Raw genomic sequence first — 13,043 nt, 5'->3', positions numbered from 1 at the left:
TCCAAAACTCGCCGGTCCGGCCGAACACTCCGGCGGATTCCCGCAGCAGCCGCGAACCGCCGGATGAAAGGCTCCCGGCTCGCCAGGCTTCGTCCGTCCGCAGGCTCGCTCATTCGGCGCAGCTGTCCTCGGAGGATTCGGCGGGAACGTCCAGATGCTTGGCGCAGGGCGGCAGCAGGCAGCTCCAAGATTCACCGCCGCCGCTCAGCACGCAGATGGAGGTATTGCCGACATGGGGAATGTCGTCGACCCGGAGCAGATGCTCCACCGTCCTGGCGATCCAGGCGCCGTGGCTGACGACGAGAATCCGCTTGCCGGGGTGCTGCTCCGCCTTCTCCCGCAGGAACGCCATGCTTCGCTCGAGAATCGACTCCACGCTCTCCTCGCCGTGATCGAGCTTGGCCCAATCCTCTCCCCAGAGGGCAATGCGTTCGGCGACGGTCGTCCCGTCCAGCCGTCCGTGCGTTTTCTCCCGGAGCCGCGGGTCGAAGCCGGTTACCTGCAGGCCCATGGCTTCGGCGATGATCTCCGCCGTGACCCGCGCCCGCGCCAAATCGCTGCTGTAGAGACAGTCCCACTGTTCCTCCTTAAGCCGCTTGCCGAGCAGCCGGGCCTGACGGATGCCCTCTGCGTTCAGCGGGACGTCATGCTGCCCCTGCGCCCGATATTCCGAATTCCAGTCCGTCAAGCCGTGACGGACAAAACCGAAGGTTACCACGATTGTTCACTCCCACCTATCCCGCTCGCCGCCCCAGACGGCTTTTCCCGACTGCGGCGGTGGACTAGCGTCCTTAAGCCAATGGGTTGATTTTTACACAGCGGGCGCCCTTCGTCAATGGAAAGGGTAGGCCAGTGGCACCAACTTGGGCGGTCCGCATAGGATATCCCAAAACAAGGCAACCGCCTACCGGCGGACAGGGAAAGGCAGGGCACCCCCGCATGATCTCCTATATGGATTTTACCTCACCGGACGTACAGTTTTTCTATGATTTGCGCAGCAACCGATTCATGACCAAGGACAGCCGCAATTATATCAACGCGCTCGGCCGCAAGCAGCTCAACACCTTGGGCGATGTGTCGCTGCTGGATATCTTCCTCAGCAAGTCCAACATCGTCGAGCCTCACCTCCATCAGAACGCTTCTGAGCTGGTCTACCTCGTTTCCGGCTCCGCCGTCGTCTCCTTGATCAACCCGTTCACCAAAAAGCTGATCAACATTCCGCTGCAGCCGCAGCAGGTGGCCAACGTTCCGCAGGGCTGGTGGCATTACGAGATCGCCACAACCGACGATACGCACATACTGGCCATCTTCGACGCGCCGTATCCGGAATTCATCGGCGGCTCCGATATTCTCCGCCTGACTCCGGCGGAAATCCTCTCCCATTCGTACTGCCTGGACGAAGCCAAAATCAAGGAAGCCCTCGCTCCGATTCAAGGAACGGTCGTGATTGGACCGCCGAAGGACTGCAAGCTGACTCCGGCCGGTCAAGTCCAAGGCATGCAGGCCGCTGCCAACGTGCCCCTCGCGGGCACAACCCGTGCGGCCTCTGCGGTTCAGGCGAGAATGATCGGCCCTGCTGCTTATCCGCCTCCGCCTGGGTATCCTTACGAATATGGGCCTGCTTATTATCCCTTGAATTACGGCAGCGGTTGGCAGCCGGGCGGCCGGTAAGACCGCCGGGTTCTCCTGATGGAGAACGGTCTGCGTCGTCCGGCAACGCGGAGATAAGTGAACAAGCCGCAGCTTCCCCGGGGAGGCTGCGGCTTAAAGCTCTTCCTGAGCCGACGCTAACCGCCTGCAAGCGGGCCGCCGGGCTTGGCGGAGGAGTTCCCGCGATCAGCGGACAGCCGCCGACGGCTGGGCGGCGGCTGGCGCGGCCGCTTCCGCCGGCTTCTTCCCCCGGCGGAGCAGCAGCCCCAGCAGCGCACCGCCGATGGCGACGAAGACCATGATCCGGAACGTATCGGCAAAGCCTTGCGCCAGCACGGTCTTCATCGCCCGCTCGACGGCTTCCGGCGATGCCGCCGCAGCGCTCTTGCCGGCTTGAGCGGCCGCCGCCTTCAGCTCGTCCGTGTGGACGGCGGCCCGGTGGGTCAGCAGGGTGACCAGCGTGGAGACCGCCAGCGAGCTGATGACCTGCTGCATGGAATTGGTCAGCGAGGTGACCCGATTGACCAGATCCTTGGGCGCTTTGTTCAGCAGGTGCGTGTTCATCGGCATCGTCATCAGGCCCATCCCGGCGCCGCACATCGCGAGCGGCAGGATAATATCGCGGCTCTGCGTCGCCAGGTCCACATGAGAGTATTGATACAGCGCCCCGGACACCAAGCCCAGCCCGCAGACGACCAGCCAGCGGACGCCGATCCGGTCGAACAGCAGGCCGGCGATCGGCATGACAATGGCCGACGCGATCGCCTGCGGAAGCATGGTCAGGCCGGTATCGAAGGCCCCGAAGCCGCGGGCCTGCTGCAGGAACTGCGGCATCAGGAACAAGCCGCCGTACAGGGCGAATTGGGCGATCCATTGGACGAGGAGGCCGGCGGTGAAATCGACCGACCGCAGGATGCGCAGCTCGAGCAGCGGCTTCTCGGCCCTCAGCTCGATCACGGCGAAAGCGGCGAGCAGCGCGACGCCGACCGCGAGTCCGATTATTGTCCTCGCCGAGCCCCAGCCGTGGGCGCCTTGGCTGACGCCGTAGGACAAGGAGGCGAAGGCGAGCGGTCCGACGATCATGCCAAGCTTATCGATGCCTGGAAGTGCGCGGTTGCTCTTTGCACCGGGAAGCTTGAAGAAGCCGATGAGCACGCAGAGAATGCCCACGGGAATATTTAAGAGGAAGATCCACCGCCAGGAGTGATAATCCACCAGCCAGCCGGAGATGACCGGACCGAGCGCCGGAGCGAACAGCACCGGCAGGCCCATGATGCCCATCACCACACCCACCTTGTTGACGGGACTGAGCCGATAGACGTACGCCATGCCGACCGGAAGTACGCAGCCGCCGCCCAGGCCTTGAACGATGCGGAAGGCGATCAGCGTCCCCGCGCTGTTCGCCGTGGAGCAGAGAATCGAGCCGATCGTAAAAAGGACGATCGCACTCAGGAACACCCGCTTCGCTCCGAAGCGGTCCGATAACCAGCCTGTGAGGGGAATCACCGAAGCCTGGGCGAGCATATAGCCGGTGACCGCCCATTCGAGGGTCGTCAGGTCCGTTTTGAAATCGATAACCAGCCTGGACAGCGCTACATTCATGGCGGTGCTGTCGAGCACGACCATGAAGACGCCGGCGATGATGGCGAGCAGCGGAACGAAAATGCCGGATAAGCGGAATTCCGCCTCCTCCTTAACCGTCTGTTGCATCTTCTCCTTGCCTCCTCCGAACACCGGCGAAGCGCGCATTGACCTGTCCGCCGGTTTCTCTGTATAATGAATTTCACAATGCGGACAATTGTCCGATATGGCATCATTCAGTTTACGGACAATTGTCCGCTGTGTCAATCCGTATTTTTACAGATTGGAGAAGCGGACGATTGGAGGAAGGAGTACCCGTGAAGAAGACATCCGAACCGAAGGAGGCGTCCACACGCACGCGCGGCAAGCGGACGACCCGAGCGCATGGCGACGATCCCTACCGGCACCGCATCCTTGCGGCCGCCCGGGAGCTGTTCGCGGAAGACGGGCTGGAGGCCGCCAGCATGTATGGCATTGCCCAGCGGGCGGGCATCGGCCAAGGCTCTCTGTATCGGCGGTACGCCGATAAGGGCGAAATCTGCTCCGATCTCTTGCGGGACAGCTCCGACCGCTTCCTGACCGAGCTGGAGACGGAGCTGCTGCCGCCCTCTGCCGAGCACTCGCCGTTTGCGCGGCTGCTGCAGGCCGTTGACCGCATCCTCGGCTTTATTGAACGCAATGCGTGGCTGCTGCTGACGATCAAAGCGGAATTTACCGGCAAGCATCAGCTCACCCAATTCGAGCACCCCTTCTTTCAGCGGCTCCATGCGCTTTTGGAAGACCTGCTGACCCAAGCCCGGGATCAGGGGGAACTGAGTCCCGTCGATCCGCATTTTGCCGCTACCGCGCTGATCGCCGTGGTCAGCCCCGACCTGTATCTCTACCAGCAGAAAGTCCGCGGTTCCGGCAAGGACGAGCTCGCGCAGGGAATCCGCGCCCTGCTGAGGGGCCTTCGGGTCTGACAGCCGCGCCTGGCGGACGTCGCCACCACCCGCAGCAGTCGGAGCGGGCTCGGCCCGTAAACGCCAAAAAGGCCGGGGCTGCCCGCATAAGGGGCAATCCCGGCCATGGGCGGCCGCTCGACGCATTACTTCACGGCCGTCCGGTATTCCTCGGCCAGCTTGGCAAAAGCCGGCAGCGACCGGCGGACGGTGTCGGGGCGCACGCAGTAAGAGATGCGCACATAGCCGGGACAGCCGAAGCCGTCGCCCGGCACGAACAGCAGGTCGTGCCGTTGGGCCCGCTCGCAGAACGCGTTCGCGTCCGCTTCCAGCGCCTTGACGAACAGGTAGAACGCTCCCTCGGGCAGCACGCATTCGAACCCGTATTCGCCGAGCGCCCGGTACAGCGTGTCGCGGTTGGTGCGGTAGACGGACAGGTCGGCCGTCTGGCCGAGGCAGCGGGCGATAGCCTTCTGGAACAGACTCGGCGCGCAGACATAGCCGAGCGCCCGCCCTGCCCCGCAGACGGCGGCATAAACCTTCTCTGCCTCCTCCACTTCTTCGGGGACCAGCACATACCCGATTCGCTCGCCCGGCACCGACAGCGATTTGCTGTAGGAGTAGCAGACGAGCGTATTGGCGTAGAGCGAGGGGAACCAGGGCACCTCCGCATCGTCATAGACGATCTCCCGGTAAGGCTCGTCGGTGATCAGGTAGATGGCATGGCCGTATTCGCTTTCCTTCTTTTTCAGTAGAGCGCAGAGCCGGTCGACCGTTTCCCGGGAATAGACGACGCCGGTCGGGTTGTTCGGGGTGTTGACGAGCACCGCTTTCGTCTTCGGGGTGATCAGCCGTTCGAACGCACCGAACTCAATCTGGAAATCGTCCGTCTTGGGCGGCACGACGACCAGGCTCGCTCCGGTCGCTTCGACGAATACCTTGTATTCGGGAAAATACGGGGCGAACGCGATCACCTCGTCCCCCGCTTCGGCCACCGCCTTCATGCTGACGCTGAGCGAGGCTGCGGCTCCGACGGTCATGTAGAGCTGATCGGCGCGGTACGCGGTTGAATACAGCCCGTTCAAGTAGTCGGCGATGGCCTGGCGCACCTCGGCATCCCCCTGCGCGGAGGTATAGCCGTGCACCGCCACCGAATCCTCCTCGTTCAGGAGCGCCAGCAGCGCCTCCTTCACGGCCGCCGGCGCGGGAGCATTCGGGTTGCCCAGGCTGAAATCGTAGACGTTCTCCGCTCCCACCTCCGAGGCCCGCCGCTTGCCGAATTCGAATATTTCCCGGATCACCGACCGTTTGCTGCCCAATTCGTACATCTCTTGCGAAATCATCGCTTCTCCCCCTCCGCGCGCTTTAAGCCAGCTTCTCGCAGTAGCTGCGAATGAGCCGGACGGACTCGCTCAGCGCCGCTCGCTCCGCCTCGGTCAGATGCAGCTCCACGAGCTCCTTCACGCCCTGATTGTTGATAACCGCCGGAATTCCGGCGTATACTCCGCTTTCTCCGTATTCCCCGTGCAGCATCGCGGAGACGGGAATCACCTTGTTCTCGTCCCGCAGGATAGCCTGGATGATCTGGACCGTGGTGGCGGCGATGCCGAAGGTGGTCGCTCCCTTGGCCAGAACGATATCGTAAGCGATTTGCGTGATGTGCCGGCTTCGATCGGACAAGTCAAAACCGGGAAACCGGTCCGGGTTATCCTTCAGGATATCGAGGAACCGCTTGCCGCCGACCGTGATCTGGCTCCAGGGCACCACCTGGGAATCGCCGTGCTCGCCCATGCAGATCGCATAGACGCTCTGGGGGTCGACGTTCATCGTCTCCGACAGGTGAACCTTCAGGCGCGCCGAATCGAGCGCCGTTCCGGTTCCGATCACCCGGTTGTCCGGCAGTCCGGACCATTTCTGGACGCAGTAGGTCATGATGTCCACCGGATTCGTGATCACGACGAACATCCCCCGGAAGCCGCTCGCCATGACCGGCTCGACGATGCTGCGGACGACGCCGGCGGCCTGCTCGGTCTGGTCGAGACGGTTCTGGCCCGGCACATAGGGAAGAGCCGCCGCCAGGACCACCAGATCGGCGTCCGAGCAGTCGGAGTAATCGCCGTCCGAGACGTTCATCCGAATGCCCCGGTAGCCGAGCGAATGCTGCAGGTCCTTGGCTTCCGCCCAAGCCTTTTGCTTGTTGCGGTCAATCAGCACCAGATCGTCGCAGGTATGGTTAATCGTAAGATTAAAGGCGACAGCCGCTCCGACGGAGCCGGCGCCGACGATGACGATTTTGCTGCGGCTGATGGGCATAAGGCGCTCCTTTATCGTTTCCTACCATTATAGTAAGCGCAAGGCCGTCCGGCAATGTAAAATAATCCGACACGGCGGGGCAGGCTTTTTGAGATAAGTGCCCCTGCGCCTCTACCCGTTCCCGGATTTTCCTCGCAGCCGCCCAGCGAGCAGGAGCAGAACAGGAACCAGAATCCCAAATAGAACGGCGTACAGGGACCAGGCAAGTAAGCCGCTGATAAGCGCGGTGGTATTGGGCCAGATCCGGAGGCTCAGAACCAAGCCGAACAGCGAGAGGGGCAGGACCAGGGCTTTACCGTCCGAGAGCTTGAAGACCTCCGCCAGCCCTTCCGCTGTGATGAACAGCAAGAGCGCCATCCGAAAGAACAGCGTGATGTACCACAGGACGGCCACAATGACCTCGAACCGTTCATAGAGATCCGGATAGCTGATCGTTTCCACGACGAAATAGCTGGGGTAGACCAGATTGGCGACCACCCGTTCGCCGAGGACGGCGACCGACAGCAGGGTCATGAGAAAGAACATGCCGCCGCTTGCCAGAGAGCAGCGGATCAGAATGGACGGCCACTTCCGCCTCTCCCGCAGGTAAGGAGCCAGGAAGAGGAAGATCGTCGTTTCCATATACGGAAAAGCGAATAAAACCATCGCCCCCTTGAAGACCGGCAGCGGACCGAACTCCAGGATCGGCAGCAGATTGGCGGGCCGGGCCGTCGGGAATAGCGACAAGTACCCAAGACCGAAGAGAAAGAGGACCAAAAAGAACAGGACTTCGGCCGTGCGCCCGATTGCGGGCAAGCCCGACCGGACCGCATAGATTACAGCGATCAGCATGCCGCCGGCAATCGCGAGGGCGGGAGTCTCCGGAAACACCGACGTCGCGATGAACTCGCTGAGATCGCGCAGCGTGAAGACAAAGATCAAATAGGGAAAGGCCAGCAGGAAAACGGCGCTGAACAGCTTTCCGCCCCATCCTCCGAACAAGTGAACGGCGCGGCCGACGAACGTCTGCCCGCCCTGTCGGCGAAAGGCTGCGGCATAGACCGGCACGAGCAGCAAATACAACCCGAGGGCAGCGAGGACGGACATCCAGGCGTCCTGTCGGGCCGCCTTCGTCAGTATCCCAGGCAGCAGCAGGAAGGCGCTGCTGAGCTCGTACATGATCAGCCACAGGGTCGCCTGCCGGACGGAGAGCGTCTGCCCGGTGCCGGCTGCTGGTCCTTTTTGCTGTCCGGAATGGCGCTTCATGCCGTCTCCCTCCTCTTCCGCTCCCTTAGGCGGCCCGTCAGCCACAGCAGCAGGGGGAAGAAAAAACCCAGTGCAAACGCGTACGCCGACCAAACGGGAAGCAGCTCAAGATTATAGGTCGTGTTGGGCCAGATCCGCTCCGCCGCGAGAAAAGCGATGAGGGACAGCGGAATAGCCAGAACCTGCGGAGAGGATAGACGGAGCACCTCGCCCAACCCGTAGACGGTGATGAACAGCATAAGGGACAAGCGGGCGAAAATGAAGATATACCACAAGACGGAAACGAGCACCTCAAAACGTCCGAATACCGCTCCGATGGCGAAAGTCCTTAGGACAAAATATACCGGAAAGGTTAACCGCGTCACCACCTCAGCGCCAAGTACCGCCACAGAGAAGAGCACCATGAGGAAATAGATTCCCCCGCTCAACAGAATGCTCCGCAGCAGCGCCCTCTTCCAGACGCCCAAATCCATACGGGGCGCGAAAAAGACGAAAAAGACCGTCTCCAGGTACGGAAACGCAAACAACGGATATGCCCCCCGAACGACCGGCTTCCAACCGAACTCGAGGATGGGCAGCAGATTCTCCGGCTTGGCATTCGGCACGAGGCCGAAGAAGACGAGCAGAAGCAGCGGAACCGCCACCCCGAGCAGGGTTTCGAAGGTTCTCCCGCAGATGGACAAGCCGCCGCGGACCACGTAGATGACCGCCGCCAGCATGACGGCGTACGTCACATGCGGGGGCGTATTTTCGAGGATATCCGTCGCCAGGAAATCGCCCAGATTGCGCAGGGTGAGCGCCATGCTGAGATAAGGGTACAGCAGGATCGCCGCGGCCGCTGCGAGCCGCCCCGCCCGTCGGCCGAGGATGGATTCGACATACCCGACGAAGCTCGCTCCCTGCATCTGTTTTCCGATGGCATAGTACAGCGGAAGGAGCAGAAGCTGCGCCGCCGCGGCCAGGAGGACCGCCAGCCAGGCATCCTGCCTGGACGCGGCTGCGAGCGAGGACGGCAGCACCAGGAAGGAGCTCCCGATCTGAAAAAACATAAACCACGTGACGGCTTGTCTGCCGGAAAGGGTCTGCATGGGCACCAACCTCTTTTGCGTCAAGAAAGAATCCGGTCGAGTAAATCGCCCGCCGGTTTGAAGATGAAGACAATGCCCGCCAGCGGACTGGGAAGGGGGATACCCGCCTGCTCGAGAAGGCCCGCCGCCACCCCGACCGCCAGGAAGCAAGCGCTGACAACCACGTCGCGCTTACGCTTCCGTTTCAGCAAATTCCGGTATTCGGCCAGCGCGGCGACAAGGGTAACCGCTAGGACGACCAGCAGCATCCGGCTCACTCCTTCCCCTGAAACGGGCTGATAATCTTGCCCATTCGTTTCAACTCGTAGTCCGTTTCCAGCTCGATCGGCATCCGGGCGAATTCGTCGGGCCAATCGGCCTTCCACCGCCGCCACTGGCGGGGATATTTGCGGTGAAACGCCTCTCCGAATCCAAAGATATCCACCTTGAAATCGCTCTGTATCCGGTCCAGGCAGTGCTGCAAAATTTGCTCGTATTTTATGCGCCCAGCCTCCTGCATGCGCAGCAGAACCGCTTCGTTCATGAGATTCGCCGGACCGCCGACCTCGCCGATCACGCCTTCGATTTTCGATTTCAGCCTCATCGCCGGCTTGCCGTTCTTGAGATAAGGCTCCATCTCGACCCTCGAATGCGTAACCTCGACATCGAACGGCTTGCCGCTGTCGGGACTGGTTATTTTTCCCACGGTGCTGGTGATATGGTTAACAATGTAGTTGTACGCCTTGCTGTCGTTTTCGCTCAGCCAGCCGATCAGCCTATCGCCATGCATGACGCCGACGCCCTCGTACTTGTATTCAAAAGGGGATTGCGGTTCTTTCACGTTTGCTTCCGTCTTGCCCTGCTCCAGATCGCCGATGTACCCGAGCCCGGTCAATACGGGATCGATGCCGTCTTTGACCAGGTTCCCGACGAAATCGGTCACACTGACCGCCGTGGTCGGCGCCCATGCCTGCTGCGATACCTTCAGCGATTTGAACAGATCCATCGCCGGCAGCACCTCGGTCGGCGTCATCATCTTCAGCACATCCGCGGCATTCCAGCTTCCTTTGGCGATGGCCATATAAAAGTCGGGCCGGACCTCGTGATCCCGAAGCAGGAAATCGAGCGGTTCCTCAATGCCGCTCCTCGCCATCTCTTCATTGAAGATGACAAACCGCAGATGGGCGATATACATCCGGCGGGAAGCCTTGGTGGTCATTCTGCGCAGGGCTTCGAATATCGTTGAGGCCTGCTCGTTGTATACCGTCACCGGAGACCGGTTCGCGCTTTTGTTGCGGCTCATCTGATTCGGATCGACGACCTGCACGGTAACGGAATACCCATTTTCCGCTTTGTCGATGCCAAGCGCGAGCACGACGGACAAGTCGTTCAGCTCCTGGCTGTTCCAGCAGCCTGCAAGGGGAAGACAAGCCATCGCCGCCAATGCCGGGGCGAGCAGGCGCTTAATTCGTCTTCTTATGGAACGGGAACCGGAGAACGGCATCGCTTTGCTCCTCCTTGTTGAACGGGGCAATCGGGCGCAGATAGGGGACTCCGAAGGAGTGCAGGCTGCTCAGATGGACGGTCAGCAAAATCGCGCCGATCGTCAGGCCGTACACGCCGAGGACGGCGGCCAGGCCCATGAACACAAACCGCAGCATGCGCAAGGGGATGGACATGCTGTAGGCGGGAATCACAAAGCTAGCGATGGCCGTGATGGACACCACGATGACCATCGCCGGCGAGACGATCGCCGCTTCGACAGCCGCCTGGCCGACCACGATCGTGCCGACGATCGAAACGGCCTGGCCGATGGTCCGCGGCATGCGGATGCCCGCTTCGCGCAGAATTTCGAACGTGATTTCCATCAGCAGGGCTTCAAGAAAGGCCGGGAAGGGAATGCCCTCCCTCTGCGCGGCCAGGCTCAGCAGAAGCTGCGTCGGCAGCATGTCCTGGTGGAAGGTGGTGAGCGCGATGTAGATGGCCGGGGCGAACATGCTGATGAAGAGCGAGACGTACCGGAGGATCCGGATGAGCGAGCTGAACAAGGCGGGCTGGTAATAATCTTCCGCGGATTGGATGAAGTCGGTAAAGAGCGCCGGAGCCAGCAGGACAAAGGGGGTTCCATCGATGAAGATCGCCACTTTTCCTTCCAAAACCCCTCCGGAAATCACATCGGGACGATCCGAATTGAAGATGACCGGGAAGATCGTCCGCCGTTTTTCTTCGGTAATCAGCTCTTCGAGGTATTCGCCTTCGAGAATGCGATCCTTCTTGAGCGCCCGCAGCCGATCGATGATCCGGGAGAGAATCTTCGGATCGGCCACCCCCTCCAGGTACATGACCGAGACGTCGGTCTTGGTCTTCTCGCCGATCTGCATGTTGACCAGCCGGAGGCGGATATCCTTGATTCGCTTGCGGACCAAAGCGGTGTTGGTCCGGATCGCCTCCGTAAAGGCATCCTGCGGCCCCTTCACGATCGATTGGGTCTTCGATTCGCTGATGCTGCGCTCCTTGACGCCGGGAGCGGAGACGACGATCCCTTCCCCGGAGCCGTTCAATAGGAGCAGGACGCCGCCGGCGAGCAGCCGGTCGAGCGCGTCCTCCGCCGTTTGGGTTACGGCGACCTCACCGAAGGCCAGAATCCGGTTTTTCACCGATTGAACCGTCAATTCCTCGGACGAGTTGTACTCGAGCAGAGCCGTCAGGAGGTTGTCCTGAACGGTCTGCTTGTCGACTAAGCCGTCGATGTATAACAAAGCGGCTTCCTGTCCGCTGGACAGCATGAACCCGCGAAAGATAAAATCCGAGCTTTCTCCCATGAGAGAGGTGAGCAGCGCCCGGTTTTCCTGCAAATCGCGCTTAAGCTCCGCCATGCCGACTCCCCCCCTTTGCTTCCCCTAAGTATTTCCACCGGGCCGCTTCGTATGCAGGAATTTCCTTTTTCGCCTGAAACGCAAAAAGCCGCCCCCGTTAAGCCGGGGACGGCGTGGTCAAAAAGAGCGGCAAAGCCGTTTGGCGCAGACAAGGGCAGGACGTTCGTTAAACGTCCTGCGTGACGACGCCCTTTTTCAGAATGAGATTGCCGTAAGGGGCTTGCTCCCCCGTCAGAACGACAACATAGGCGGAACGGGCCCGCTCGTAGAACGCAAAGCGCTCCTCCTCGCCGATGGAAGCCTCGGCGTCGTACTCCGCCAGGATCCGGCGGTACTCCTCCCAGATGGCCGGAGCGGAATCGCCCGGCACCACCGCCATCCGGGCGGCTTGATGCGGAGCGTAATGATCCAGCGGCATCAGCTCCAGTACCGCCTGCATCAGCTCGGGGACGCCGATCCCGTCGCAGCGGACGACGCAGGAATGCAGCGCATGACCGGGAAAGTTCGCGTCGGCGAGCACCAGCTCGTCGCCGTGTCCCATCTCCATCATCCGCTTAACCAGCTCGGGCGGGAGCTGTTTCGGAATTTTCTTCAGCATGGGAGCTCCTCTTTTCCGATTCGGTTACATTCCGTAGAAAGACCGCAGCGCCATGAGCTCCTCGATCCGCTTCGGCGGCAGCTCGCGCTCGCCGTCGATGAGGCGCGTGAGGAAGGACAGCTTGGCGGTATATTCCAGCCGCTCCATGTTCATATAGGCGGCCATGACATCCTTGCCCCAGGTGATGGCTCCGTGGCTTTCCAGGAGCACAGCCGACTTCTTGCCGAAGAATGGAACGAGCGAATCCGGTACCTCTTCGGTCGACGGCGTCCCGTACGCCGCAAGCGGAATATCGCCCATGGCGATGACCGACTCCGGCATCATCATCTTGGTCAGCGGTTCGCCCTTGATCGCGAAGGCGGTAGCAAACGGCGGATGGGCATGAACCACGCCGCCCATCTCGGGCAGTTCGCGATAGACGCGCAGATGCATCTTCACCTCGGTGGACGGACGGTATCCGTCGGCAGCCTCCAGAATATCGCCGTTCAGGTTCACCTTGACCAGCATATGAGGTTCGAGATAGCCTTTGCTGACGCCGGTCGGGGTGGCGAGAACTTCGTCTTCGTTCAGTCTGGCCGAGATGTTGCCGTCGTTGGCGGCAATGAAATCCTTGTTGAACAGATTGCGGCCGATGTCGCAAATCAGGAGGCGCAGTTTCCGCTCCCGTTCGGCTGCCGTTTCCTTCGTATCGTTCGTCTGCTTCGTCTCCATCGCAAGCACTTCTCCTTTATAGGTAAGGTGGTATGGGATTGCGGGTACGGCTTCGTGCGAC

The 13,043-nt window shown here is 61.2% G+C and carries 13 protein-coding genes; 2 read left to right on the top strand and 11 right to left on the bottom strand.

Annotation, left to right across the window (positions count from 1 at the left end):
- Positions 1 to 109 precede the first annotated feature (109 nt).
- A complete protein-coding gene (locus ACSEXS_RS15190) occupies positions 110 to 718 on the bottom strand; it encodes a histidine phosphatase family protein (RefSeq protein ID WP_438434082.1) in 609 nt (202 codons plus the stop codon).
- A gap of 221 nt (positions 719 to 939) precedes the next feature.
- On the opposite strand from ACSEXS_RS15190, the gene ACSEXS_RS15185 reads away from it, so the two are divergent.
- The gene (locus ACSEXS_RS15185) at positions 940 to 1,671 is read left to right on the top strand and encodes a cupin domain-containing protein (protein WP_438434081.1); all 732 of its coding nucleotides are present in this window, start codon (positions 940 to 942) and stop codon (positions 1,669 to 1,671) included.
- Positions 1,672 to 1,836: 165 nt separating this feature from the next.
- Here ACSEXS_RS15185 and ACSEXS_RS15180 read toward each other — a convergent pair whose 3' ends face one another.
- Complete coding sequence (locus ACSEXS_RS15180; protein WP_438434080.1) at positions 1,837 to 3,360, bottom strand: DHA2 family efflux MFS transporter permease subunit; 1,524 nt, start codon at positions 3,358 to 3,360, stop codon at positions 1,837 to 1,839.
- 188 nt (positions 3,361 to 3,548) lie between these two features.
- On the opposite strand from ACSEXS_RS15180, the gene ACSEXS_RS15175 reads away from it, so the two are divergent.
- Positions 3,549 to 4,193 carry a TetR/AcrR family transcriptional regulator gene (locus ACSEXS_RS15175; protein ID WP_438434079.1) on the top strand — a complete coding sequence of 215 codons (645 nt, stop codon included), beginning with the start codon at positions 3,549 to 3,551 and terminating at the stop codon, positions 4,191 to 4,193.
- 125 nt (positions 4,194 to 4,318) lie between these two features.
- Here the strand turns inward: ACSEXS_RS15175 and ACSEXS_RS15170 are convergent, their stop codons facing one another.
- The 9 genes from ACSEXS_RS15170 to ACSEXS_RS15130 form a co-directional block, all read right to left on the bottom strand.
- A complete protein-coding gene (locus tag ACSEXS_RS15170) occupies positions 4,319 to 5,515 on the bottom strand; it encodes a pyridoxal phosphate-dependent aminotransferase (protein WP_438434078.1) in 1,197 nt (398 codons plus the stop codon).
- Between the two features lie 22 nt (positions 5,516 to 5,537).
- A complete protein-coding gene (locus tag ACSEXS_RS15165) occupies positions 5,538 to 6,485 on the bottom strand; it encodes an L-lactate dehydrogenase (protein ID WP_438434077.1) in 948 nt (315 codons plus the stop codon).
- Between the two features lie 111 nt (positions 6,486 to 6,596).
- Complete coding sequence (locus ACSEXS_RS15160) at positions 6,597 to 7,730, bottom strand: GerAB/ArcD/ProY family transporter (protein WP_438434076.1); 1,134 nt, start codon at positions 7,728 to 7,730, stop codon at positions 6,597 to 6,599.
- Positions 7,727 to 8,818, bottom strand: a complete 1,092-nt coding sequence (locus ACSEXS_RS15155) for a GerAB/ArcD/ProY family transporter (RefSeq protein ID WP_438434075.1) — start codon at positions 8,816 to 8,818, stop codon at positions 7,727 to 7,729. The genes ACSEXS_RS15160 and ACSEXS_RS15155 overlap by 4 nt, the downstream gene beginning before the upstream one ends.
- A gap of 20 nt (positions 8,819 to 8,838) precedes the next feature.
- Positions 8,839 to 9,066, bottom strand: a complete 228-nt coding sequence (locus ACSEXS_RS15150) for a hypothetical protein (RefSeq protein ID WP_438434074.1) — start codon at positions 9,064 to 9,066, stop codon at positions 8,839 to 8,841.
- 5 nt (positions 9,067 to 9,071) lie between these two features.
- Entirely contained in the window at positions 9,072 to 10,301 is a 1,230-nt protein-coding gene (locus tag ACSEXS_RS15145) for a Ger(x)C family spore germination protein (RefSeq protein WP_438434073.1), read from the bottom strand.
- Positions 10,261 to 11,673, bottom strand: coding sequence for a spore germination protein (locus ACSEXS_RS15140; RefSeq protein WP_438434072.1), 1,413 nt, complete (start codon positions 11,671 to 11,673; stop codon positions 10,261 to 10,263). The genes ACSEXS_RS15145 and ACSEXS_RS15140 overlap by 41 nt, the downstream gene beginning before the upstream one ends.
- A gap of 166 nt (positions 11,674 to 11,839) precedes the next feature.
- Positions 11,840 to 12,271: an RbsD/FucU family protein gene (locus tag ACSEXS_RS15135; protein ID WP_438434071.1), complete on the bottom strand. Its 432-nt coding sequence runs from the start codon at positions 12,269 to 12,271 to the stop codon at positions 11,840 to 11,842.
- A gap of 24 nt (positions 12,272 to 12,295) precedes the next feature.
- Entirely contained in the window at positions 12,296 to 12,982 is a 687-nt protein-coding gene (locus tag ACSEXS_RS15130; protein ID WP_438434070.1) for a class II aldolase/adducin family protein, read from the bottom strand.
- Positions 12,983 to 13,043: the final 61 nt, after the last annotated feature.

It is taken from the genome of Gorillibacterium terrae, assembly GCF_051594785.1.
Lineage (GTDB): Bacteria > Bacillota > Bacilli > Paenibacillales > NBRC-103111 > Gorillibacterium.
Note: the sequence above shows the minus strand (reverse complement) of the source record. Positions and strands in the feature narration are given on the sequence as shown.